General features: G+C 70.9%; 14 protein-coding genes. 12 read left to right on the top strand and 2 right to left on the bottom strand.

The features are described 5' to 3' along the window. Window positions 1-2: 2 nt before the first annotated feature. Window positions 3-1058 (bottom strand): glycosyltransferase, encoded by a 1056-nt coding sequence (locus tag AB1L88_RS09485; RefSeq protein ID WP_367096409.1) that lies wholly within the window; start codon window positions 1056-1058, stop codon window positions 3-5. A gap of 345 nt (window positions 1059-1403) precedes the next feature. Between AB1L88_RS09485 and AB1L88_RS09480 the strand changes: the two genes are divergently transcribed. The 12 genes from AB1L88_RS09480 to AB1L88_RS09425 all read left to right on the top strand — a co-directional run bounded on the left by AB1L88_RS09480 (window position 1404) and on the right by AB1L88_RS09425 (window position 25556). Next, window positions 1404-2978, top strand: a complete 1575-nt coding sequence (locus AB1L88_RS09480) for a peptidyl-prolyl cis-trans isomerase (protein ID WP_367096408.1) — start codon at window positions 1404-1406, stop codon at window positions 2976-2978. A gap of 227 nt (window positions 2979-3205) precedes the next feature. Further along, entirely contained in the window at window positions 3206-3970 is a 765-nt protein-coding gene (locus AB1L88_RS09475; protein WP_367096407.1) for an RDD family protein, read from the top strand. A gap of 6 nt (window positions 3971-3976) precedes the next feature. Further along, a complete protein-coding gene (locus AB1L88_RS09470; RefSeq protein WP_367096406.1) occupies window positions 3977-5071 on the top strand; it encodes a stage II sporulation protein M in 1095 nt (364 codons plus the stop codon). Then, window positions 5061-5846, top strand: a complete 786-nt coding sequence (locus AB1L88_RS09465) for a hypothetical protein (RefSeq protein WP_367096405.1) — start codon at window positions 5061-5063, stop codon at window positions 5844-5846. The genes AB1L88_RS09470 and AB1L88_RS09465 overlap by 11 nt, the downstream gene beginning before the upstream one ends. Further along, complete coding sequence (locus AB1L88_RS09460) at window positions 5840-6619, top strand: DUF4129 domain-containing protein (RefSeq protein WP_367096404.1); 780 nt, start codon at window positions 5840-5842, stop codon at window positions 6617-6619. Before AB1L88_RS09465 ends, AB1L88_RS09460 begins: the two co-directional genes overlap by 7 nt. After that, the gene (locus AB1L88_RS09455) at window positions 6616-7785 is read left to right on the top strand and encodes a DUF4350 domain-containing protein (protein WP_367096403.1); all 1170 of its coding nucleotides are present in this window, start codon (window positions 6616-6618) and stop codon (window positions 7783-7785) included. The genes AB1L88_RS09460 and AB1L88_RS09455 overlap by 4 nt, the downstream gene beginning before the upstream one ends. Window positions 7786-7979: 194 nt before the next feature. Continuing rightward, window positions 7980-9449 (top strand): bifunctional glycosyltransferase/class I SAM-dependent methyltransferase, encoded by a 1470-nt coding sequence (locus AB1L88_RS09450; protein ID WP_367096402.1) that lies wholly within the window; start codon window positions 7980-7982, stop codon window positions 9447-9449. Then, a complete protein-coding gene (locus AB1L88_RS09445) occupies window positions 9446-11692 on the top strand; it encodes a 4-amino-4-deoxy-L-arabinose transferase (RefSeq protein ID WP_367096401.1) in 2247 nt (748 codons plus the stop codon). Before AB1L88_RS09450 ends, AB1L88_RS09445 begins: the two co-directional genes overlap by 4 nt. Before the next feature lie 196 nt (window positions 11693-11888). Further along, complete coding sequence (locus AB1L88_RS09440; protein WP_367096400.1) at window positions 11889-13805, top strand: HEAT repeat domain-containing protein; 1917 nt, start codon at window positions 11889-11891, stop codon at window positions 13803-13805. Between the two features lie 155 nt (window positions 13806-13960). Continuing rightward, window positions 13961-14779 (top strand): inositol monophosphatase family protein, encoded by an 819-nt coding sequence (locus AB1L88_RS09435; protein ID WP_367096399.1) that lies wholly within the window; start codon window positions 13961-13963, stop codon window positions 14777-14779. 301 nt (window positions 14780-15080) lie between these two features. Next, on the top strand, window positions 15081-18581 hold the full coding sequence (locus AB1L88_RS09430) for a hypothetical protein (RefSeq protein ID WP_367096398.1): 3501 nt from the start codon (window positions 15081-15083) through the stop codon (window positions 18579-18581). 63 nt (window positions 18582-18644) lie between these two features. After that, window positions 18645-25556, top strand: a complete 6912-nt coding sequence (locus tag AB1L88_RS09425; protein WP_367096397.1) for a hypothetical protein — start codon at window positions 18645-18647, stop codon at window positions 25554-25556. Window positions 25557-25630: 74 nt separating this feature from the next. Here the strand turns inward: AB1L88_RS09425 and AB1L88_RS09420 are convergent, their stop codons facing one another. Next, window positions 25631-25894 carry a hypothetical protein gene (locus AB1L88_RS09420; protein WP_367096396.1) on the bottom strand — a complete coding sequence of 88 codons (264 nt, stop codon included), beginning with the start codon at window positions 25892-25894 and terminating at the stop codon, window positions 25631-25633. Window positions 25895-26029 lie beyond the last annotated feature (135 nt).

Genomic DNA, 26029 nt, shown 5'->3' with positions numbered 1-26029 from the left:
GGTCAGGTCTGCCGGCCGTGCAGGGGGACGCCGAGGCCGGCGTGCCTGCGCCGGGTCGCGGGGCGAGCGGGGTCGTCGATCCGGCTCGCCCCGGGGAGGGGCCGGGGCGACTCCCAGCGGAATTCCCCGAAGAAGGCGTCCTGGCGGGCGATCCAGCCGGGATGGGCCTCCTGGACGCGGCGCCGGGCGGCGATCGCCCCGCCGAGCTTGCCCAGGGCGTCGCGGAATGCCTTGAGGAATGCGAGCCGACCGGAGCCGATGGCGACGATCAACCGCACCACGAGCCAGAGGAGATGCGAGAGCAGGAGCCGGCCCCGGAGATTTTTCCAGGAAAAGAGCAAGGTGTTCCGGATGGCCAGGTGATCGCAGCCGGCCTTCCCGAACGCCGGGCCGAACGAGCCGAAGCCGCGGTGATACGCGAGCGAGTCGGGGACGTAAAGGCCGACCCAGCCGCGCATCCAGCCCTGGAAGCCGAGGTCGAGGTCCTCGATGCGGCCCGGGAAGTAGAGTTCGTCGAAGCCGCCGAGGGCGAGGAACTTCTCGCGGTCGACGGCCAGGATCGGCCCGGCGGCGGCCGTCAGGCCAGGCTCGTCGACGTGGGCCTCGAAGCCGGGGACGCGGCAGCGGCCCTGGACCAGGCCGAACCGCATGCGGACCCGGGTCCGCATGCCCTCGTAGGTCTGGCCGTCGAAGGTCCAGCAGCGGGGGGCGGCGAAGAGGGCGTCGGGGCGCCGTCGGACGGCCTCGACCAGGGGGGCGACGGCGTGGGGGTCGAGCTTCACGTCATTATTCAAAAGCAAAATCACGTCTTCATCGCGGCGGGCGAGCACCCGATTGAAGGAGGCGAGGCCGCGGTTCGGCTCGTGCTCGATGGGGACCGAGGGCCAGCGGCTTCGGATGAAGGCGACCGAGTCGTCGGTGGAGTCATTGTCGACCACCGCGACGGGACAGGGCATGGGGGCACGCTCGGCCGCGACGAGCACCGAAGGCAGGCAATCGGCCAGCAGGTCTCGGCCGTTGTAGTTGAGGACCAGGATGCAGGTGCGATCGGAGCCCACGGGTTCCTTCCCTCGGGGTGGTGCCTTCGAAGCCAGGGGCGGCCGTACCATAAGCCGATCGGCCGAGAGGGTCAAGGCCGGCCGTGACGGCGCGGGGGGCGAGGCGCCCGGGGGCCTTGGATCTGGACTTGCCAAGGGGGGAGGCTCGTCGTAGTGTCCCGGCTTCCCGTCCCCGCATCTCACAAGATCGCACGTTCGTTCGACGAGTTCTCGTGTGTCCGGAGGCGCCTCTTGACGTCGTTCCTCAGCCAGCCAGCACGTCGTGTGGGACGGGTCGTGGCCCCATCCGGATTCGGTGGCTCGATGGGCCTGCGCCGAGGTCCTCGGGCATGGAGGAGAGTGTCGATGAATCGCCTGGTCGGCCTTTGGATTCTCGCGGGGGCGGTGACCGGTTGCACTCAGAACCGCGAGGGGATTCGTCCGACCGAGGGCTTGCCGCCGGCCGCCTTGCCCTCGGGCCTGCCCCCGATCCAGGAGCGGGTCAACGCCGGCCCCGACCCGTTCCCGCCGAGGATGCTCGACGGGTCGTCGATGGGCGAAGGATCGGCCGCGCTCGGCGGTGCGCATGAGCATGCTCGGGTCGGTGAGTCTGAGGCTCCTGATCCGGCCCCGGCCCTCCTGGCCTCGACCGCGACCGCGACCGGGACCGCGACCGAGGGCGTCTCGACGCCGCTCGATCAGGCGGGCGTCCCCGGCGAATTGCCGGAGTTGCCGGCCGACCTGCCGGCATTGCCGGCCGACCCGCCGATGGCGGCCCGGGGTGAGGTGGCGATCCCGCCGCTCCCGCCGGCGTCGGGAAACGTCCCGGTCGATCCGCAGGTGATCCGGGCCTCGGCCGAGGTGGGGCGAAAGCCGGACGCGTCTCCGGGGGCGGACCGGATGGGCCTCAAGACCGGCGCGGACACGGCGGAATCGGGGCGAGAGCAAGAAATCGAGGTGCCCATCGGGCAGCCGGTGGGGGAGTGGGCGGCCCGGGTCGAGAGCGACATCATCACCTGGAACGAGTTGCAGTCGGAGGTGGCTCGGCGGTTCCGTGAGCTGGACCCCCAGATGCAGATGGCCCCCGGGGTCCGGGAATCGCTGGCGGCCAACGTGCTCGACCACCTGATCGACCGGTCGCTCGTGATCCAGCGCGCCCGGCGCAATGAGTTGAAGGACGCGAAGCGCTGGGAACTGATCAACAAGTTCGCCGTCGAGCTGTTCGAGAAGGAGCGGCTCCCCGCCCTGTTGAAGAAATACAACGTGGAGGACCGCTACGCGCTGGAACGGGTGCTCTCGGAGCGCAACGAGTCGTTCGACGAGATCCTCGACTCGTTCAAGCTGGAGACGATTTATCAGCAGTTTCTGATGATGAACGTCGCCTCGAAGGTGCATGTCGACCTGCCCGAGATGCGGGCGTATTACTTCGAGCATCGCGAGGAGGAGCGGTTCCAGCAAGGTCCGCAGCTGACCTGGCGGGAGATCCACCTGCGGTTCGCCAATCATCCGAGCCGGGAGGCCGCCCGGGCGAAGATGGACGAGGCGATGGCCCGGATCGCCCGGGGGGCACCGTTCGAGGAGATCGCTCGGGCCATGGGAGAGGGGCCGAATGTCGACACCGGCGGCCTCTGGACGACGGCGCCGGGGAGCTATGCGGTGGCCTCGGTGAACGAGGCCCTCGGGCGGCTCAAGCCCGGGCAGATGAGCACGGTGCTCGAGGGCCCGAACGGCCTGCACCTGGTCCGGCTCGAGACGGTCCGGCCGGCCGGCCGGAAGCGGTTCGAGGAGGTGCAGGACGAGATCCGGGATCTCCTGAAGTCTCGGAAGCAGACCGAGCTGGTCGACGATTACCTGACCGACCTCTATCGCGGGGCGGTGGTCACGACCGTCTTCCGAGAGTACGTGCCGAGGCACCTCCGGACCGAGGAGTCGGGCGGGTGAGCGGCCTCGTGGTTCTCGGCCCGCGTGGTGGTCCCCGCGCCCGGCCTCGGGCGCAATGATGAGGAGAATGGGCCGGATCGGCGGATCGCCGAGGTTCGGGACGTTGCCGGCCGGCGCTCAGGGGGATAGCATGGATCGACCCCGGGGACGGGCGAGACGGCGCGCCGGATGGCCCGGGGCGCGGGACCGGTCCCAGGACCTTGCGGCGTCGAGATCGAGCACATCCCATGGCCACGGCGGCCCCTGACGCGACGGTCGAGGCACTCGATACGACCGTCCAGTTGATCACCCCGGAGCGGATCACGTTCCAGTACCCGCTGGCCGGCCCGTTCCGCCGGGCGACGGCCTACCTGATCGACCTGGGGGTCCTGGGGATGCTCATCTTCCTGGGGCTGATGGTGTCGCTGCTGCTGGCGCTCGGGACGGCGGCGGGCGGCGGGCTGTTCCTGGTCATCCTGTTCGGGCTCCGGTTCGGCTACGGGGCCCTGCTCGAGGGGATGCTCAACGGCCAGACCGTCGGCAAGCGGGCGATGGGGATTCGGGTGGTGTCGGTCGAGGGGGTGCCGATCAACGGGGGCCAGGCGTTCCTGCGGAATCTGCTCTGGTGCTTCGACGGGATCGTCCCGTTCGGCTACTTGCCGGCGATCGCCAGCATGATGCTGACCCGTCGGTTCCAGCGGCTCGGGGACCTGGCGGCCCGGACGATGGTGATCGTCGAGCAGAGGCCGACCCGGGGGGGCGTGGTGCCCCTCGACGATCGGGCGGTCGAGGCCCTCTTGCCCCGGCTGCCGGCCCGGATCGAGGCCGGGCCGGAGCTGTCGAGGGCGCTGGCCGATTATGTGGCGCACCGGAAGCGGTTCAGCGCGTCGCGCCGGGAGGAAATGGCCGCCCATCTCGCGGTCCCGGCCCGCAAGGCGTACGATTTGCCGGGCGAGGCGCCGGGAGACGCCGTGCTCTGCGCCCTGTACCACCGCGTCTTCCTGGAGGAGTGATCGCGCATGAGGGTCGCCGAGCGCCTTGCCCGTCGCGAGCAGGTCTGGCGAGAGCTGGATGCGCTCCTGATCCGATTCGAGCAGGCCGGGGCCTTGCGAGGCCGTCGGCTCCTGCCCCGGTCGTCGACGATCGCCGCCGAGCAGCAGGAAGACCCGACCGCCCCCGCCCCCGATGGCCGCATCGGGGCGGCCGAGGTGGTCCGGCTGGGGGAGCTGTACCGGGCCGCCTGCGCCGATTTGATGCTGGCCGAGGCGTATGATCTGCCCCGGGAGACGGTGGCGTATCTGCACGCCCTGGTCGGCCGGGCCCACAATTCGATCTACCGGACGCCGGGCTTTCGCGTCCGGGACTGGGCCTCGGAGCTGCTGGAGGTGGTCCCGAGGCGGCTGCGCTCGGAGCCGTTCCTGAAGCTGGCGTCGGCGGTCTTTTGGGGCCTGATGATCCTGGCCGGGCTGCTGGCCGCCGGCAGGCCCGGCTTCGCCGAGAAGATCGTCGGCCCCGGCCAGCTGGCCAACCTGGAGGAAATGTACGCCCGCCCCTTGACCGAGATGCCCCGCGAAGACGCCTTCATGACCGGGTTCTACATCAACCACAACGCGGCGATCGGCCTGAAGTGCTATGCGTATGGCCTGACCTTCGGCCTCATGACGCTCTACGAGCTGAGCTTCCAGGCGATCGTGCTGGGGACGATGTTCGGGCACATGGCGACGACCCCCTCGGCCTCGAATTTCTACGAGTTCGTCACGGCCCACGGGCCGTTCGAGCTGACGGCGATCGTGATGTCGGGTGCGGCCGGCTTGCGGCTGGGCTGGGGCCTGATCGACACGAAGGGGCAGCGCCGGCTCGATTCGCTGGCCCGGGAGGCTCGGGCCTCGTTGCCGGTGGTCGGCACGGCGGTCTGCCTGTTCGTGCTGGCGGCGTTCGTGGAGGGGTTCGTGTCGGCGTCGGCCTTGCCCTACTGGGGGAAGGCGGGGGTGGCGATCGGCAGTACGCTCTTGCTCCTGGTTTACGTGGGGCTGGGGGGTCGCGGGGCGGCCGGGGAGTCGGGCGGTTTCGCCGAGTCGGTCGGCAAGGGATCGGAGCGAGATCGTGGCCGTTGATCGAACGTTGGTCCAGATCCGGGAGCGATCGTTCCTGGACATCCTCGACCTGGCGCTTGTGGTGATCCGGCACCGGCCGATGACGATCGGGGTCACGGCGGCGCTGGGGATCGCCCCGTGGGCCCTGCTCAACGCCTGGATCCTGCGCGACGTCGAGGAGATGCGGGTGGTCGGCCACCTCTGGGCGATCGCGCTGGAGGCGCCGTTCGCCACGGCCCCGCTGACGGTCGTGCTGGGCGGGATGATGTTCGGCAGCACGCCGAGGCCGGGCCAGGTGCTCGGCACGATGCTCAGGCACCTCGTCCCCCTGCTGACGTACCAGTTCGTCCTGCGGAGCATCCTGCTCGTGTCGATCGTCCTGGCCTGGTTGATCCCGGTGCGTCAGGTGTTCATGAATGAGGTGCTCTTGCTGGAGCGCGGCAAGTGGCGACGGGCCTGGGCGCGTTGCACCGACCTGAGCAGCGATCGCGGCGGCGAGCTGTTCAGCCAGTGGATGGTGCAGGTGATCTTCGGGGCCGTGTTCGTGCTGGCCTTCTGGTTCGCGAGCGGCCAGGTGCTGAGCGTCTTCGAGGGGGAGCTGACCTGGGGGTATTCGGAGCTCGATTTCGTGTTCAACGCCTGGATCGTCGTCGGGGCCTGGATCGCGGTCGCCTTCTTCGCGGTCGTCCGCTTCCTGACGTACATCGACCAGCGGATCCGGCTCGAAGGCTGGGAGGTCGAGCTGCGGCTGCGGGCGGTCGGGCGGGCCATGAACGAGGACTCCGACGCATGGTGATCCGACGGATGCTCGGGATGGTGGTGCTCGTGCTCGTCTCGGGGGTTCCCTGGGCGTGCGCGCTGGGGCAGGCCCAGACGCCCTCGGGAGCGTCGGCCGATCGCGAGGCGGTCGAGGCGGTCCGCCGGGCCTTTGCCGACCGGAGCTTCCCCTGGTACGACGCCCAGAATGACGGGTTCCGCCCGGTCACGCCGCCCCGCCCTCCGACGCTGCCGAACGCCCGGGCGGGAGGGGGAGGGTCGTGGTTCGACTGGCCGTCGCTGAACCTGCAGGACCTCGGCCGGCTGATCGTCTTCGTCCTGCTGGCCGCGGGATTGATGGCCCTGATCCTCTACCTCGCCCGCACCTGGCAGCGGAGGATCGAGGAGTCCGGGCCGTCCCGAACGGCCTCGAAGGCGGCGCAGGTGACGGGGTCGGCCAGCCGAATCGACGCGCTGCCGACGGGCCTGGAGACGGACGACGCCGACCCGCTGGAGGCCGCTCGCCGGTTCCGGGATCGGGGGGATCGTGGCCGGGCCGTGGTCTTGCTGTTCGTCCACCAGTTGTTGCTGCTCGACCGGATGGGCCTGATCCGGCTCGCCCCCGGTCGGACCGGCCGGCAGCTGGTCCGGTCGATCGAGGACCGGGTGGTGCAAGGGGCGGTCGGCCGGACGCTTCGCATGTTCGAGGCCGTCTCCTACGGCCACCAGGAACCCGACGCCGAGTCGTTCGAGGCCCTCTGGGAGGAGGCCGAGTCGCTGGAAGCGGTCCTTGCTTCGGGGGTGGCGCGATGAGCCGATTCGAGGGGACCGGATGGCGACGCTCGGGACGCTGGTGGCCGGCCCTGGGGGTTCTCGTGCTGGCCTCGGGGTGCGGGGAAACCCAGATCGATACGACCTATGGGAGGGTCGCCGGTCGGAGCGTGAACGGGACGGGGGTCTTCGCCTCGCTGCTGCGCGACCGAGGGCACGAGGTCCGGGCGGCTCGCCGGCTGAACGACGAGCTGGGGGGCTGGGCCGAGACGATCGTCCGGTTCCTGCCGGAGCCGGGGGGCGTGACCCAGGAGGAGGCCGACTGGTACTTCGACTGGCAGATGTCCGGGTATGGCCGTCGCCTGATCCTCGTCTGTCGCGATGGCGGCGCCGAGGCCGAATACTGGCAAGGCGCGCTGGACGCCCTCCCCGCCGACGCCCCCGAATCTCAACGCGATCGGATCGAGGAGAGGCTGGCGAGGGCCTCGGACTGGGTGTCGGAAGGCCCTCCGCCGGGCTTCCAGCTCGCCGACCCGGACCTCTGGTTCCGGTTCGACGAGCAGGTCGGGGTGCCCGGGCCCTCGAAAACGCTGGGCGGCCCCTGGGCCGAAGGGGTGGAACCCGGGGCCGCGGCCTTGCCCTTGCATCGGGCGCTGGAGATCAGCAGCCCCGCGGAGGTCCCCCTGTTGACCGGGGACGACGACCGGGTGCTTGCGATGGACTGGTCCTGGGAAGACGCGATCGAGGATGAGGACCCCTCGGCCGTGCTGGTCGTGGCCAACGGCTCGTTCCTGCTCAATGCGGCGGTGGTCCCGCATGCTCGCCGGCCGTTGACGATGAGGGTGGCTGATTGGGTCGGTTCGTCCGGGCGCAAGGTGGCGTTCGTCGAGGGGGCGTTCTTGCTGGGGGCCGAGTCGGCAATGCCGACCCCCTGGCAGGTGATCCGGCAGGTGCCGGAGCTGGGGATCGTGGCCGGCCACTTCCTGATGCTGGCCCTGATCGCGGCCCTGGCCCATGCGGTGATCCTCGGTCGGCCGAGGGCCGCCCCGTCCTCCGGGGCCGATCAGCCGAGGATGCACGCCGAGGCGCTCGGCAATCTGCTGGCTCGGATCGGCAGCGACCGGGCCGCGCGGTCGTTGCTGACGACCTATCGGCGCTGGCGGCGTCCACAAGCCCATGATGATCATGCCCGGCGTGAGGGGCCCTGACCTTCGGATCGGCCCGCTTCGGATCGGGCATCGATCCGGGAACCCTCTGGACGGCGGGCCGTCGGGTCTGTCACCCTTTTGGGCGATCGCGTGGCCCGTCCCCGAGTGACCGGTCGCCCCCGGGCAGGCCCAAACGATCGGATCGGATGGCACTCCACCCCTCGTCTTGTCCTCGGCGAACTCGAAGCGAACGCATGCCCGAGCCCGACCTCCCCTGCGGATCACCCCCTGCCTCGGCCGATCGGCCGGTCCTGAGCCTGGTGATGCCCGTCTTCAACGAGCGGCGGACCTTGCGGACGATCATCCGGCGGGTCTTCGAGGCGCCGGTGCCGGTGCCGCTCGAGTTGATCGCCGTGGACGACGGCTCGACGGACGGCTCGGACGAGGTGCTCCGCGCCCTGGCCGAGTCCGACCCGCGCATCCGGGTGCTGCACCATTCCAGGAACCGGGGCAAAGGGGCCTCGATCCGGACCGCCCTGCCCCACCTGCGGGGCGAGATCGTTGTCATTCAGGACGCCGACCTGGAGTACGACCCGAACGACCTGCCCCGGCTCGTGCAGCCGATCCTCGACGGCCGGGCCGACGCCGTCTTCGGCAGCCGATTCCTGAGCGGAGACTACCGACGGGTCCTGTATTACTGGCACAGCCTCGGCAACGGCCTCTTGACGTGGCTCTGCAACGTCCTCTGCGACCTGAACCTGACCGACATGGAGACCGGCTACAAGGCCATCCGCGCCGACCTGCTCCGGCAGACCCCGCTCAAGAGCCGAAAGTTCGGGTTCGAGCCGGAGCTGACCGTGCGGCTCGCCCAGTGGGGCGTCCGGCTGTACGAGGTGGCGATCAGCTACGCGGGCCGGACGTACCTGGAGGGGAAGAAGGTCCGATGGGTCGACGGCTTGCGGGCGATCGGGGTGATGCTCCGCTGCCGGTTCTTCGATCGCCGCTTCACGACGCACGACGGCTACGCGATCCTCGTCGCCATGCGCAAGGCCCGGGGCCTGAATCGCTGGCTGCTCCGGCAGATCGAGCCCTGGATCGGCTCCCGGGTGCTGGAGGCCGGCTGCGGGATCGGGAACCTGACGGAGCTGCTGCTGGACAGCGACCGGCTGATCGCAACCGATAACGAAGCCTTTTACGTTGAAATGATCTCCCGACGGTTCGGTCATCTCGAGAATGTCGAAACCGTCGAGATGGACCTGACCCGATCGGCCGACTACGATCGGATCGAGGCCGAGCGGCTTGATACGATCGTCTGCCTGAACGTGCTGGAGCACATCGCGCCCGACGAGGAGGTGCTTCGCCAGTTCTTCCGGGTGCTCCGGCCCGGTGGGCACGCGATCATCCTCGTGCCGCAACACCCCTGGCTCTACTCGCCGACCGACCGCGCGCTGGGGCACGAGCGGCGGTACGAGGAGGTGGAGTTGCGCCGGAAGCTGGAGGCCGCGGGCTTCGAGGTCGTCCATCAACAGGGGTTCAACCGGTTCGGGACGGTCGGCTGGTACGTGAGCGGGAAGATCTTCGGACGCGATCGGCTCTCCCCGGGGCAGATGCGGCTGTTCGACCTGCTCCTGCCGGTGGCGAAGGTGATCGAGCGGATTCCCGGCTGGCCCGCGTTGTCGACGATCGCGGTGGGCCGGAAACCAGGAGAAGGACCCTCGGCATGACCGCGATCGGCGTCGGCCTGCTCTGGACGACCTTGCTCAACGCCCCGGTGCTGGCCGGGGCCTCCTGGGCGGCCGGCCATGCGTTCGGGCAACCGAGGGGGGTGGTCCGATGGCTCGCGACGGCGGTCATCGCCTGGACCTGGGTGACGCTGGGGATGGAGGTGCTCGGGGCGATCGGGCTCCTGGGGCGCGCCCCGCTGCTGGCCTGGTCGATCGCGGGAGGTGTTCTCGGCTGGTTGTCACGGATGCGGTGGCCGATCCCGGACGCCGGGCCCGACGAGGTCTTCCCCGCCGGCGATCCGACCTGGCATCTCGATGCGACGGTGGCCCTCGGCCTGACGCTCTGGGCGTCGGTCTTGCTCGGGATGCGGTCGCTCTTGTTGCCGGTGAAGGTGATCAGCGATGGGCCGATCTATCACCTCTGGTTCGCGGCCCGGTGGTGGGAATCGGGGTCGCTCGACCTGGTCGCCGCGCCGTTCGGCGACAACGTGGTGACCTACTTCTCGGCGATCGGTGATCTCTGGTTCGCCTGGCTGATGATCGGCTGGGGGGGCGACCTGCTGGCGAAGGTCGGCCAGGCGCCGTTCCACGTCATGACCGGGATGGCCGTCTTCGCGATGGCCCGGCAGGTGGGGGCGGGGCGATCGGCGGCGATGATCGCCGCGGCCTGGATGCTGACCTGCTCCCCTTACATCGTGTTCGGCTTCGAGGCGAACGTCGATACGATCCTCCAGGCCGGCTACCTGGCGTCGGCCTTCTTCCTGCTCCGGTACGCGATGGGAGAGGGTGGGCCCCGGACCTTGACGCTCGGGGCCCTGGCGGCGGGGTGTTGCTGGGGATGCAAGCCGACGGGGCTGGTCCTGGTGCCCCCCTTGCTGGCGGCGGCGGGGCTGGCGGCCTTGGTGCGGGCCGAAGGGTGGCGATCGAAGCTCGGTCACCTGGCGATCCTGGCCCTCGCACCGATGCTGACGGCCGGATACTGGTACGCCCGGAACGCCCGGCTGACCGGCAATCCGCTCTATCCGGTGCAGGTTGAGGCCTTCGGTCGGGTGTGGCTGACCGGCTGGTACGCGCCAGAGGTGATGCAAGGGAGCCGCTATTACATCGACCCCCGCGACTGGCGGGCGGGGATCGACATGTTCTTGCAGGTCTTCGACCCGAGGCTGGCCCCGCTCTGGCTGGCGGCGCTGCTGGGCTTCTGGTCGATCGGGAGGCGCCGGGAGAAGGCTCGGGCACGCTGGACCTGGGCGATTGCGGCGTTGGCGGTGATGAATGCGGTGATTTACTGGGGAATCATCCCGTATCGGACCCAGCAGCGGTTTCTCTTCCCGGCGGTGGGCATGGCGGCGGTGCCGGTGGCGATGCTGTTGGATCGGGCGAAGCTGCTGCGCGTGGTCGGGGTCGTCTTGCTGGCCTTGCATACGATGACCGGCCAGGGGTGGCCCTGGGCGAGGTTCGGGGAGGAACAGAAGATCCCCTGGGATTTCTCGCCGATGATTCCGAACACCACGCCCGGCCCGATCGTGCTGCCGATGCCGAGCGACGATTGGGGGGACTCGCTCACGGCAGCCGTGGATGCCGGTCAGTGGGCGGAGATGGTCCGGGTCGGTTCTCTCGTGTACGGCCCTTGGATCATCGGCCTGCTGGCCTTCTGGGCGGCGGCCATGATCGGCCGGGCGCTCAACCGACCGACGCAGGCGAAGACGAAGGGGGCCGCGTGGGGGGCGTTGGCGGCGTTGTTTATGATCGGAGGGATGGTGACGGCTCCCTGGGGGATGTCGGAACCGTTGCGATTCTTCCCGGTGTTCGTCGACTATTTCCGAGGCTGGCTGACGCTCGACCGGTTGTCCGGTCCCGACGGGGCTCGGGTTGCCTATGCCGGGACGAACCTGCCGTACTTCCTGCTCGGGCCGGGCATGAAGAATCGGGTGCGGTACGTGAATGTCAACGAGCATCGCGACTGGTTGATGCACGACTACCACCGCGAGGCCGTCGCCGAAGGGCGCCCGAACTGGCCCGGCGACATGCCCGGCTGGGACCGCGAGGAGCAGGATTACGACGCCTGGCTCGCCAACCTCCGGGCCGAGCAGATCGAGCTGCTGGTGGTTGCCCGGCATAATGCGAGCGAACCCTGGCCCGTCGAGCGCCAGTGGGCCGAGCAATATCCCGGGCAGTTCACGCCTCTCTACGGGCAGGAGCCGCCCGACCCCTTGTTTCGGATTTACCGGGTTGAGCGTCGATGAGCCGAGGCGTCGTCGGAAAGGACGTAAAGCGAGCGGATTGTTCCGGGTTGAGCGGCTGATGGCGGTGGGGATTTCGGAAGTTTTTCGACGGATCGGCTCGGCTCAGGGCACTGATAGAATTGAGGACGAGCGGTTCGGAACCGGAAGCTCCGGCCATCCGACCGACTCTCGGCATCTCTGGACCCGAGCGACTCCGATGCGACTGACTCTCCGTACGCTTCTTGCCTGGCTCGACGATACCCTTCCGCCGGAAGAGGTGCGCGAGATCGGGTTGCAGGTTTCGAGCACCCCGTTCGCCCAGACGCTCATCGAGCGGATTCGCAAGGTGACCCGCCGCCGTCGGCTGACGGTGCCACCGAACAGCGGGCCCGAGGCGGTTGACCCGAACACCGTGGCCGCTTACCTCGACAATGAGCTGGAAGCCGACAAGGTCGCCGAATACGAAAAGCTCTGCCTGGAGTCCGATCTGCACCTGGCCGAGGCCGCCAGTTGTCACCAGATTCTCAGCCTGATCAAGAACAAGGCCAAGGTCCCCTCCGAGTCGCGATACCGGATGTATCGCCTGTTCAAGGGGCCGGAGGCGGTCCGGACGAATTACCGGGAGGCCGTCCCCCCCGCGGCCGGCATGCTCCCCGACGCCGTGTCAGGCGCCCCGGAGGCCCCCTGGGCGAAGACGGCCCCGGTGCCGCGATCCGGCTTCGAGCAGGTCGTGCCCTGGGTGGTGGCCGTGCTGCTCATCGGGGTGCTCGGGGTGGTCGGTTACCTGAACCTGCGGTACGCCGGCGTCCAGATCCGAGAGGCGGATGCGCTCGTCGCCGCGCAGTTCGATGCCGACGCCGGGGGCGAGCCGGCCGAGGACGAGGCCGAGGACGAGGACGGCGGTCGACCCGCCCCTCCGCCCGTCACCGAGCCGGATCCGAGCCTGCCGGCCGAGGGACCCGAGCCCGGACCCGAGCCCGAACCGACACCGGAGCCCCCTGCCGAGGTCGAGGCCCCCCTGGCGGACGGGGAGGCGGCGGTCGTCGAGCAGACGGATGGGGTCGTTCTGCGGGCGAATCCGACCTGGGAGCGGCTCGAAGCCGATGATCCCCTCGCGCCGGGAGACCGGGTGGTGAACCTGGCCCCGTTCCGCACCTCGATCGGCCTGGGGGCGGTCCGGGTGACCATGATCGCCCAGTCCGAGCTGCGCGTGGAGGAGCCGGAGCTGGCCGACACGCCGCGGTTCGCATTGATCGACGGGAGCGTCGTGCTCCGGTCCTCCGATCCCGAGACGCCGATCGCCGTCGGCTTCGAAGGGCGTACGGTGTCGCTGCGACTGCCCCCGGGGCGTCCGGTCGGCCTGTCCTGGATGGGGTTGAAGTTGCCCGGGGCGGCGGCGGGCCGTCCCTTGCTGACGATCCTCTGCCCGGCGGGCACGCTGGGCGCGAGCTTCGACGGCGGCGAGCCGCAGGAGTTCGAGGGGCCGATCCTGGTCAGCGTCGACCCGGAAGACGGCATCCTCGGCGCGGAGCCGGCCGTGATGCCCCAGTGGGTCGTCGACCCCGAGCCGCAACCCGCCGACATCCAGGCCGGTGAGGCCTTCTCGGGCCTCTTCGAGCATTCCACCGGATCCATCACCTTCACCCTGCTCGAAGGGATCGAGGATCCGGACCCGACCGTTCGAAGCCTCTCGGTCGCGGCCCTGGGGGCGATGGCCGGGTCCGATGCCGAGGCCCTGGAGCAGGTCATGCCCCTTTTGAATCGTCCCGGAGACCCGGCCGTCCGGGGGACGGCCATCGGGATCGTCATGCGGCGGATGGCCCGGGGGAGCGAGCCGGCCGAGGAGGTCCGGGAGCTGCTGGAGCGGTTCGTCGCCCCCCCCGAGGCCGCCGAGGCGTTCGACCGCCTCCTGCTGGGGATCCCCGAGGATCGGGTTGGCGAGGAGGAGGTTTACGCCGAGCTCGTCGCCGACCTGGCCTCGCCCAACCCGGGGGTCCGTCAGCTCGCCCTCGATACCTTGATGATGTTGACCGGCCGCGAGGCGCTCGGCTACGACCCCGATGCCCCCGATGGCCCTGGCCTGAAGGCGTGGCAGGATCTGCTCAAGGAGGACCGATTGACCCCGGCCCGTTGACCCTCCGGGCCCGTCCTGGACCGGGCCCACGGGGATAGACGCCGTCGCCCCGGGTCTGGCAAGATCGATGGCCGGGAGGAGCCCTCCCCGGGTGTCCCCGGGGAGGGCTTCGATGGCAATGGCCCGGTCATTGACGTTCGGGGAGGGCTCGGTTCGTGGCCGAAGCGTATCACGAGTATCGGGGGGTCGCCGAGGAGGTTGCTCGGCGGGCGGGCGAGGTGTTGCTCGAGCACTACGGGCGCGTCGAGGCCCGCGAGAAGGGGCCGAGCGATCTGGTCACGGCGGCCGACCTGGCCAGCCAGCGAACCATCGCCGCCCTGCTGGCCGAGCGGTTCCCCGGGCATACCCTGCTCGCCGAGGAGGAAGGGGTTCGGCCCGATCCGGATCGCCCCTTCCGCTGGATCGTCGACCCGTTGGACGGGACCGTCAACTTCGCCCACCAGTTCCCCATCTGGACGGTGTCCATCGGCCTGGAACACCAGGGAAGGCTGATCGCGGGGGTCGTCTACGCCCCGCTGACCGACACCATGTGGTCGGCCAGCTTGGGAGGCGGGACGACCAGGGACGGGAAGCCGGTCCGGGTCAGCCGGGCGGATCGCCTGCAACGCTGCTTGATCTCCGCGGCCTTTCCCACGCGGTTCGGCTCCGACGCTCCCCGGCAGCTCGCCCTGATGGGACGCTTCTCGACCGATACGCACTCGGTGCGCCGCAGCGGGTCGACCGCCTGGAACCTGGCCACGCTCGCGTCGGGAGGGGCCGACGTCTGCTTCGGGACGCACGTGCATCCCTGGGACGTCGCCGCGGGGGTCTTGCTCGTGCGGGAGGCCGGCGGCACCGTCTCGGCCCTCGACGGCGGGCCGTATGACCTGTACAGCCAGGAGATTCTCGCCACCAACGGCCTCGTGCACGACGAGGCTGCCCGGGCGGCGGCGGCCGCCTGGGGGAGCAGTGGGTCATCGACCGAGGAGTCGTGATCCGCGTCGAACCGCGTCGGGTGGTCGGGCCGGACGCACCGAGGACCGAGCTTCGTCCGCTCGGCTCGGGAGTCTTCGGGGAGTGGTTGCATGGCGTTCTCCTCGGGAGGTCGAGGAGGACGAGCCGGTCAGGTCGCACCGTGACTCCGGGGTTCTCCAGGTGGTACAATTTGCCGGATGACTCATCCTGCTGCGATCGAACGACCGGATCGAATCCCCTCCGGCTGTTTGACCTGGCTCGCGTCGTATCCTGTCTCGGCGACGCCGGTCAATCTCCACGACCTGAGCGAGGGTGCGCCGCGTGGCCCGAAATCGTGACCTTCTTTGGAGATGCGCGGTCCTCACGCTGCTGATGGCTCCCGGGGCATCGCCGGCGCAGGATGAGGATGCGCCTGGAGTCAGGGGCGAGGCCGAGGCCGAGGTTGAGGTTCAGGCCGAGGTCGGGCCTCCGGCGGGTCCCGAATCGGAGATCCCGGTGGTGGTCGTCCGGTCGGGGGAACAGCTGGAGGACGTCGCCCGGTCGGCCCTCTCGGGGGTGACGGCGATCGAGGTGGTCGGGCAGGTGCCGGCCGACGGCGGGCTGGCCCGACTCTCGTTGACGATCAGCCTCTATGCCCGGGGGCCCGGGCCGCACCGGGTCCCGATCGGGCTGGACGGGCTTTATCCGCGAGAGGCGGAGTCGGACGGGGTGCCGCTGGGCTGGGAGGCCGCGCCGCCGGACGGCTGGTATGTGATCCTGCCCGGCCAGGGGGACGAGGAGCAGTTGCGGACGGTCCGGGTCGATGTGGTCGCCCCCGTCCGATCGATCGACGACCGGCGAGGGCTGACCCTGGCAATCCCCCGGGCGGTCCGGACCCGCTTGCAACTGGACCTGGAGGGGCCGATCGCCGAGGCCTCGCTGGGGGACGGCGCCCCGCTCCCGGTCGAAGCCATCGACGATGGCCGCCTCTCCCGGATCGAGGCGATGCTCGACGCCCGCAGCGAGCTGGAAATTCGCTGGCTCCCCCACCGCGACGAGGCCGCGCCGGTCCCCCCGCTGCTGACCGGGGGCGGCCACATCTCGCTGGATCTGAGCGAGGGGGCGTTGACGGCGCAGTCGATCTGGGAGATCCAGGTCCGTCGCGGAGACGTCTCGACCCTGGTCTTCCTGCCCGATCCGGACGAGGAAATCCTGGAGATCGAGACGGAAGGGCGCCCTCTCCCCCCGGCCTCGACCCTCGATGGCCGGGGGCGCCTGCTCTCGCTCCCGAGGACGGTGCGGAAGGGAGAGTCGATCCGGGTGGCGATCACCACCCGCCGGGCGGTCCCCGCCCTCGATCCTGCGACCGGCCTGGCCTCGGTCCGGTTCGTCGGCCATCCGTTCGAGGGGGTCATCGAACAGACCGGCACCCTCTCGATCGGCCGGACCGATGGCCTGCGCATCCTGGCCGACCCGGATGACGGCCTGCGGCGCATCGACCCGCGTGATCTCCGCGAGGAAATCGCCCGGATCAGGCCCACGATCCTCTCGGCCTTCCGATTCGCCGATCAGCCGTTCGGGCTGCAACTGCGCGTGGGCCCGATGCCTCCCCTGGTGCGGGTCGCCCAGCGGTCCTTCGCGCGGGTCGAACCCGGCGGGACCGCCGCGAGCGTGGAGTCGTGGCTCGACTACCGATCGGTCCGCGGCCAGTGCTTCAGCCTGCGGGTCGAAGTGCCCGATGGCCTCGAAATCGAGCGGGTCGGCCCTGCCGAGGTGGTTTCCTCCTGGGATCTGATCCGGCCGGATGGGGCGGAGGAGTCCCCGGGCCCTGCCCTGCTGGAGCTGACGCTGGCCTCCGCGCTCCGGGACGGCCAGCAGGCCCCGCTCCGGATCGAGCTGGAGGGGGCGGCCCGGTTCGACCCCGATCGGCCGGGGCAGTTGCCGATCTTCCGCCCGATCGATGCGGGGTTCGACGGCGGTCGGCTCGCGGTGGCGGTCCCCGCAGATCTCGACGTGGCCCCCGCCGACGGGCTGGAAGCCCAGGCCTCCGCGGAGGTGATCCCGGTCGAGTCGTCGGCCGTCCTGGAGGCCGGTCCCTGGTCGAGCGCCTCGGGAGAGTTGCCGCGCCGGGTCCTCTGGCTGCGGTTCGAGGCGCCGGCGGCGACGGTCCCCCTGTCCCTGACCGAGCGGGCCATGACGGTCTCCTCGATGATCGACCAGTTGGTCCGGGTCTCCCGGGACGGGATCGACGTGCAGCAGGACCTGACCCTCTACGCCCCCGACGGCGAGTTGAAGTGGGTCGACCTGGCCATCCCGGCCGACCTGGAGCGTGCCTGGGAGCTGGTCGATCGGGGGGTCATCGAGCAGGAGGAACCGATCCCGCCGGGGCCGGACGGCTTGCCGGTCCGCCGGCTGACGCTGGCACAGCCGGCCAGCGGGGGGCCGGTCAAGCTCCGGCTCCGCTATCGGCTCCAGGAGGCGGGTCGACTGGTGCCGGGGGAACCGGTCTCGATGGAGATCCCCCGGATCGAGGTGCTGGACCCTCGCCCGGCCTCGCCCCCTCGGGTCGAGATCGCCGCCGACCCCGGGATCGGGCTGAGGCCCGAGGGAGAAGGGTGGCGACGCCCGTCCGAGAACCAGTGGGTGACCAATCCCGACGGGGGCGCACCGCTGCCGATCCGACAGGTCTGGGTCCGGCCGGCCGGGGCGGCATCGGCGGTTCGTCCCCGATTCCTGGCCACGGCCGCCGCGCCGGCGGAGTTGCCGAAGTCGCTCGCCTCCCGGCTCTGGCTCAGGTCGGAGCAAGGCTCGGACGGCGAGGTCAGGATCGCCGCCTGGTTCCGCTTCGATGACCATGGCCCGTCGCTCGGGTTCCGGTTGCCGTATGGCGCGGAGCTGGATCGCGTCTACCTCGATGGCGAGCCGGTCCCCTCCGATGACCTCGACGCGCTGGAGCGCCCGGGGATGTTCTTGCTGCATCTGCCGGCGGAGACCGCCCGAGGGGTGCTGGTCGGCATGAGCTACCGGCTTCCTCAGGAGGAGGCCGGCAGCCGGTGGCAGCCGCCGAGGTTGCTCGACGGCGGCCGGGTGTTCGAGACGCTCTGGGAAGTCCGGGTCCCCTGGAACCAGGCGTTGATCGGGGTCCCTCGCGGATTCACGGATGAGAACATCTGGTACTGGGCCGGATACGTCTGGAAGCGTCAGCCGGGGATGTCGCCGTCCGAGCTGGCCGTCTGGATCGCCGGGCCGGGCAGCTCGGCCGAGACGCTGGCCCCGCCCCTGACCGGAGGCAGGAGCGGCGACCACGGCTATCTGTTCAGCCGCCCCGGGAATCCGGGGTCGCTCAACGCGATGGTCGTCTCGCGGGCCACGCTGGTGGGGTGCTGTTCGGGGGTGGTCCTGCTGTTCGGGCTGCTCGTCCTGGTCCGGAAGCCGATCCGGGCCCGCGTCTTGCCGGTCGTCGGGGCGGCGGTCTTCCTCGCCCTGATCCTGATGGGCCCGAGCACGTCGGTCGTGGTCGTGCAGTCGTCGGCCGTCGGCTGGCTCCTGATCGCGGTGGCCGTCCTGACCCGTCGGGCGGTCGAGCTCCGACGGCCCGGCCCCCGGTTCGGCGAGCAGAGCGGGCTCGGCCCCACCGCCTCGGGGAGCGAGCATGCCTCGGGGACGGGACTCTCGGGAGGCTCGACACCGCTGGTCGGTTCGGACGACTCGACTGCGATCCGTCCCCGGCCGTCCCGGGTCGGGGCGGCCCCTCAGCCGTCGCCCCGGCCCGACTCCGAGCTGCGGGACGAGGTCATCGACCTGGCTCCGCCGACGCGGTCCGACCACTCCCCGGCGTCGTGATCCAATCGTCGCCCTGTCCTCCTGGCACGTCCTCAAACGGTTGATCGGCGGATGCGACTCGACATGACCGCTTTGCCTTTCCGAATCTTCCTGATGGCCGCGGTCGCCTCGGCGGGGCTCGCCGGATCGATCGGGCCTCGTCGGCTCCAGGCCGCCCCGGACGCGCCGCCCGAGGTCGTTCAGCTCCGGGTGTCCGAGGCGATGCTGGAGCGGTGGTTTCCCGGCCGGGTCGGCCTGACTGCGATGCCGGCCGATCGGTTCGAGACGCTGGTGAAGGAGGCCCGGCGGTCGGCCTCGGCGGCCGAGGCGTCCCGGCCGATCGAGCCGAGGCGGATCGAGCACCGGGTCCGGCTCGAGGGGGGGGAGCTGGTCGGCCGGACCTTGCTCCGGTTCCCCGACCCGGGTTCCTCGGTGCGATGGGCCCCCCTCTGGCCCTGGTCGCCGGCGGTCGAGCAGGTGTCGCCGACGTCCTGCACCCTGGTCCATCGGGACGGAGACGGTCGGGCCTTCCTCCGGATCGGGCCCGGGGAGGCTCCGGAGGCGGTCCGATCGGTGACGATTTCGTGGCGGCTCCGGCCCCGGGTCGAGGCGGAGGGCCGGATCTTCGACCTGGAACTGATCGAGGGATCCGCCACGGCGCTGATCCTCGACCTCCCGGAGGGGATCACCCCCTCCGGCCCTCCCGGCTACCGCGAGGGGCCGGAACCGACCGGAGAGCCGGGCCGGCGACGCTGGCGATTCGACGGGCCGGGCGGTTCGGTCGTCCTTCGGCTCCGATCGGCCCCCGACCCCGACCGACCCTCGGGCCCCTGGATCGGGGGGGCAACCCTGGTCGAGCTGGAGGGGGATGCCGCCGGGGTGGCCCGGTGGACCACCGCCTGGTCCATCGACCCGGGGTCCGAAGGGCACCGGCCGCTGGTGATCTCCCTGCCCCCCGGGGTGACCTGGGAAGAGGTCATCGGCCCGGAGGGGGCGGTCTCCGGGGTCGAGCTGAGCCCCAGCCCCGAGGGGACTCGTCTGACCGTCCGATGGCGAGACGGGTTGATCGGGCCGACCCGCCTGACGCTCTCCGGATTGGCCCCGATCGACGCACCGGGCCGGTGGCTCGTCCCGGTGCCCGAGCCCCTGGAGGTCCAGTGGACTGGGGGGCCGGTGATCGTCTGGCTCGACCAATCGTGGTCGTTGCGCGATTGTCGGGAACGCGCCGGCCGACGGCTCGACCTCGACGAGATTCCCGTCGAAACCTGGCAGGAGCTGGAACGGGCCAGGGACGAGGTGGGCCGTCGATCGGAGCAGGACGAACTCCCCGGCCTCGCGTCCGACCCGGATCGCAGCGGATTGCCGCTGGCCTTCTTCGCCGACCACCCCGAGCCCGTCGCCGAGCTGCACCTGGCTCCGGCCCGCACCATCACCTCCGTGTCCGTCCAGGGGACCGTCCGGCTGCGTAACGGGGCGGACGTCCTGGAGGCCGAGATCGATGTCGAGCCGCCGCCCACCTCGCCGACCCTCGTCAGCGTCCTCCTCTCGGCCGGATGGTCGCCCGACGCGATCCGGACCGCGGATGGGCAGCTCGCCTCGCGATGGGAGCAGGAACAACGGCCCGACGGACGCCGCCTGATTCGGGTCGTCTTGCCCGGCACCCGTCCCGGCGAGGTGGCGGCCCCCGACCGTCGTCGCCCCGAGTTGATCGTCTCGGCGTCGCTGGTCCGCGAGGAGCCCCGATCGCTGGAGCTTCCCCGGCTCCAGCCCGTCGATCTTGCCGTCGCGGAAGAGCGCTGGTCGATCATCTCCGACCTGGAAGCCCTCCTGCGCCCCGTCGAGGCCGAGGGGCTTGCCTGGCTCGACCCGGCCTCGGGCCCTTCGGGGGCCTCCCTGCAGACGCCCCGCCCCATGCTGTCCTGGCGATGGGTGGCTCCGGATGCCCGGGGCCGGGTGGTTCGCGAGCCGATTCCCAGGCGGCCGATCGCCCTCGTCAGCCAGCGGGTGACGATCCGAGATGGGCGGCTGACCGTCGATTGGGACCTCCAGGTCGATCCGCGAGGGGAATCCTTGCGCACCCTGCCCGTCCGAATTCGCCCCGTGGGAGCCGACGCGACCGGGCCGAGCTGGTCGCTGGTCCCCGCCGAGGGCCAGCACGCGCGGCCCCTCGCGGTCTCCCCCTCGGTGGGTGACGAGTCCGAGCTTCGGCTGCCCTCGGATCTCGCAGGCCCCCTGTCGATCCGGGGGAGGCTGGAACTCCCCTGGGACGGCGAAGGCCCCTTGCCGATGCTCGACCTGCCCCGCTGGTTCGAGACGCGGGGGAACGTCTCGCTCCGCGTCGATCCGGCCCTGCGCTGCGAGACCCGGGGGGATCTGTCGTTCCGAGAGCTGGGCACCTCGGCCGCGGGCCCCGAGGCCGATCGCTCCCCCGATCCGACGACCCGCCTGGCGGATCGATTCCTCTACGAGGGGCAGCCCGGCCTGCTGATGGTGCGGACCACCCTGCTCCCCGCCTCGCGGTTCGATGGCGTGATCCTCCGGGCCCAGCTCGCCTCGACCCCGTCGACCGACGGCCTGACCCGGCATCGATTGACGCTCGAGGTCGCGGCCGAGGAGGCCGCGTCGCTGGGCATCGCATTGCCGGAAGGCGCGATCCTCGCGGCGGTCTCCTCGAATGGGAGGCAGGTCGAGCCGTTCGCGCAAGGGGAGATGATCTGGATCCCCCTGACGCAGCCCCCCGAGGCCGAGCGGTCGGCCCCGGGGCAGCCGCGATCCGTCGTGGTCGAGTTCGTCCAGACGGTCGGCTCGGGGGCGCTGGAGCCGGATCGCCCCCGGTTCTCGATGCCCTGCCTGTCGTTCTCGTGGAATCTGGCCTGGCCGACGGCACGGACTCTGGCGGAGGTCGGGCGGGCGTTGACTCCCGCCGACCCGGGGCCGGATCGCCCCGGATGGCTGCCGGGCGTCTCCCTCCGGCGTCTCCCCCGGTTGACGGCGCTGGAACGCACGATGCTCGAACAGCTCGACGAACGGGCGACCCGCCATCCGATCGGCGGGCTCCGGCTGGGCGACGCCCTGGCCTCGTGGGACGTGGGGCGGTGGCCGCTGGTGATTGATCGGTCGGCGCTCGAGGCCCTCGGCCACGGTCCGGGCACAATCGTCCCCCTCGCGTCCCGATCCGACCAGGAGGGGCAGGCGGGGGCCTCTCGCCGCGCCCTGGCGTCGCTGGGGTTGCTTGCCGTGCCGATCGACACGGTCTTCCTGATCACGTCTCCGGCCGAGGCCCCCCGCATCTCGCCGACGCGGCTGGCCTCGGGACCGACCCGAGACGACTGGGTCCGGTCGCTCCGCGAGGCCGTCGCCTGGGGGGCCGACCGATCGGATCGCTTCCGGACCCTGGAGCGTTGGCGATCGGTTTCCGGGAGGATCCGAAACGAAGCCATCGCGCCGCTTCGCAGCTCGAAGACCGACTCCCGGGTCGTTCGTCGCTTCGTGGCGAGCGGATGGCCGGTCGAAGATGCCGGGATACGATCGCTGAATCGGTGGCCGTGGCTGATGGCCGGCCTGGGCGTGGGCGTGCTGCTGGTGCTGGGGGCCTCGATCCGGTTGCCGGGCCGCGGCTGGAATGCGGTCCGGCTCAGCCTCCTGCTGATCGTCGTCCTCGCCACGGTCATGCTGGGGGAACAGGGGGAACCTCGCCGCTCGGCCTTCGTGATCGGGCCTTTCTACGCGGGATTGGTGAGCCTGATCGTTGCCCTGGTCCGGAGCCGTCCCCGGCCGACGCCCGATGAGTCCAATGCCTCGACCCTGATTCAGGCACGAGGATCGGCCTCCCGGGTGGGCCTGGGGGCGTCGGGGGTGTTCCTCCTGATTGCCGCGATGGCCGGTGCGCAGACCGCCCCGCCGGCCGATTCCCCCGGGGATCCCCCGGTGATCGCGTTCGTCCTGGAACCGGGGGCCGATCGCGTCCCGGGCTCTGAAGGGGCGGTGGTCTGGCTCCGGGAGTCGGATGCCGGGCGCCTGGCGGACGCCGCTGCTGCCCCGCCGGTCGGCGGCGAGCCGGGCCCGGACTGGCCCACCGTGGGAGTGGTCCATGCCGATCACGAGCTCCGGCCCGACGGGGAGGACGGTTGGCGTCTGGAATCCCGCCTGACCCTGCGGTTCGAGGAGGAAGGGCCGGCGATCTGGTCGTTGCCGATCGGTCGGCCGACCGACCTGCACGCGATCGTCGATGGTCGGCCGCGGCCGGTCTTGATCGGCGAGTCGGCGGACCGGGCCACCGTCGCCATCGACGGGGAGGCCGGCTTGCACGAACTGATCGTTCGCCAGCGGGTCCACCCCGAGGCCGAGACCTCGGGCGTCCGCCTGGTCCTGCCGATCAACCCGGTGGCCTCGGCCTCGCTCCGGGTGGCCGAGCCGCCGGCGGCCTCGGGGCTGACCCTCTCCCGATCGTTCGGCCCGATCGCGATCGGCGCCGATGGCGAGCTCCGAGCCGCGATCGGCCCGAGCGACCGGATCGAGGTGCGCTGGGACCGAATCGACCAGGAGGGGGATGCGACCGAGGCCCCCGGACTCGAGGGGCTCCTCCTCTGGCAAGCCCTGCCGACGAGCGACCTGCTCGATGCCCGGCTGACGATCCGGGGGCCCAGCCCCGTCCGGGAACTCTGGTTTGCCGTCGACCCGGGTGTTGCCGTGCGTTCGGTCCGAGCTGCCGGGGCCATCGTCGAGAGCTCTCGGATCGTCGCCGACGACGGCGACCGCTGGATTGCCCGGATCGACCCCCCCTTGCCCGAAGGGGCGGTGCTCCAGCTCGAACTCCGGCGCTCGCTCCGGGCCGAGTCGCCGATCCCGGCCGGTGGGCCGCGCGACGGCCCGACGCGTCGCACGCCCCCCCGCCTGGAACCGATCGGCGTTTCCGGCTTCGATGGTCAGATCGCCCTGATGCGACCGAAGACCTGGGGAGGCCGGCTCGAATCGAGCCCGGGCGCGACGCCCATCAGCGATCAGGAGTTTGAGCAAAGCTGGGGACCACTGCCGCGAGGAGGGGCGCTCGACGTGGCCGGCGCCTCGCGATTCTCGGGCGTTCCTCAGATCTCCGTCCCGCTGGGGCCGACGAGCCCTCGACGCCGGGTCGAGCCGACCTTGCGACTGGACCTCGACGGCGGCCGTTGGGATTGGAGGCTCGCCGCCCGGATCTCCGACCTCGACGGCCGGGCCATCCGCAGGGTCAGGTTGACGATCCCGGCGGATCTGGAGCTCGTCGACCTGGAGGCCCCTGGCCTGACTGCCTGGGATCGGCCGCTCCCCGACCAGCTTCGGCTCCGGTTCGACGGTCTCGCCAGCGCGGTTCGCCCGATCAGCCTGACGGGATGGCTCCCCGAACTGGCCAGGCCGATGGAGCCTGGCCCGCTGCTCGCGGATCGTCCCTTGCCCTGGCCCGAGTGGCCTGGCCTGTCGGTCGAGCCGGGCACGCTTTTGCTCTCCACCCCGACGACGGCCCTGGTCGATTACCGGGGGGCCGACGGCCGCTCGCAACCGATCGATCGCCTGGCGACCTCGAACAATCGCCGACGCTATCGGCCCATCCCCATCGATCAGCCGGGCTTCCTCCGGGTCGAGTCGTTCCCCGCGGTCACGGTCGAGCTCTGGAGCCAGCTCGTCCTGAGCAGCCAATCGGCCCGCTGGGAGGCGTTGGTCCGCTATCGGGTGTCGGGCGGGCCCGCGGACCGGATCGAGCTGATCCTGCCGGAATCTTGGGCCGAGGGGGCCGAGTACGAGCTGGACGGCATGCCGCCGGTGGCGGTTCGCGACCTCGGCGACCGGATCGAGATCGACCCCGGCCGCCCCATCTGGGGGTCGACCGACCTCCGCATCCGGTCGGTCCTGCCGCTGGAGGAGAACCAGCCCCTGGCCTTCCCCGACCTGGTGGCCTGGGGCCTCGGCACGGCCACGGGACACACCATTGCCCTGGTCGTCCCGACCGATCGGCCGCCGGGCCTCGACGTCACGGGCCTCGTCCTGGCCGATTCCGCCACGGAAGAGCAGTTTGCGACCTTGTTCTCATCGCCCCTTCCCCCCGACGCCAGTCGGAAGGTCTACCGGGTGCAGCCGGGGGGGTGGTCGCTGGTGGTCCAGCCGCCATCGACCTCGCGAGGTGCTTCGAACGACCTGGAAACCACCCGGGTCGACCTGCTGGACCTGACCTGCTTGATCGCCCCGGATGGGACGGTGCGGGGGCACGGCATCCTGGAACTCGAGCCCCAGCCGGGGCCGTTCCTGACCTTGACCGCGCCCCCCGACGCGGAGGCGCCGGCCGCGGTGGTCGATGGCCGCCCCGTGCGTCCTCGGCTCGGTCCTGGAGGGCGTTGGATCATCCCGCTCGGCGACGGTCCGGCTCGCCGCGTCGAGCTGGTCTGGATCGATCCGATGCCCGCGTCCGATTCTGGCCGGGGCCGCCGCCTGAGCATCCCCCAGCCCTTGCACGAGGGGGCGACCGTGTTGACCACGATCCGGGCCGCCGAGGGTGACGCCGTCAGCGCGTCCGGGGGCGCGACGCTGCCGATCCCCGCCGCGGGGGCGCTGGTGGAACGCCTCGAGCGATCGGCCGATCGGCTCCGATCGCGGCTCAATCGCCTCGGCCCGACGGTCACCGGCGCCGACCGCGACTCGATCTCGGCCGAGGTCGCTCGTTTCCTGACGCTGCAACGTCAGGCCGAGCGCTCGGCCTATTGGGCCGCGCTGATGTTGCCCGACACCAGCGAGGTGGTCCGCCAGCAAGGCCCCCTGCGGCGGATCGTCACCACCCGGGAAGGGCTCGATCGCGCACTGATCGCCGCCGGGCTCGCCGACCTGACCGAGACGACCCCCACCTCCGCCGATCCCGGTCCCCCGACGGACTTCCTGTCACCGCTCTCTCCCGGCCTGCCCCGCCACTTCCGCTCCGAGACGGAAGCGGGCCGGGTCGTCTCGTTCGACTGGACTCCCGGCGAGACGGATTGAGCTTGGCGATCGAGATTGAGCAGGAAGATGGTTTCGCCCGGGGGCTGGGCGTCCGATCCTGGCGAGCGCCCGACTCATCCGCTGAGTCGCCAGAGGACGCCCCGCAACGGGACCGGGCCGCCGAAGACGACGCGATCGATCCGGTTTGCCGGGGCGTAGAAGACCATCAGCACGAAGTGATGCGAAAGATCTTCGGTGGCGGCGGCTTCCGCGACCGGGACATAGAGGAAGCCCTCCATGCCGTAGTCCGCGGCCTCACGCATCCCCCGGCGGGACAGCCGGTGATAATCGGTCGCGTAGGCGAGGATGGTTGCCAGGAGCGCAACCAGGATGACCATGCCCCGGAGGCTCAAGCGTCGCGATCTGTGACTGCACTCGGTCGGCCGAGCACCATGAGTCCGAGAGGTCATCCCTGCGTCTCCGCACCTCCAGGCCGCGTCCGGAATCTTGGTCGGCGGCCCGGATTCGGACAG

Origin of the sequence: Tautonia sp. JC769 (assembly GCF_040717455.1) — a bacterium.
GTDB lineage: Bacteria > Planctomycetota > Planctomycetia > Isosphaerales > Isosphaeraceae > Tautonia.
The sequence above is the reverse complement of the archived record's forward strand: the minus strand, read 5'-3'. Positions and strand labels throughout refer to the sequence as shown.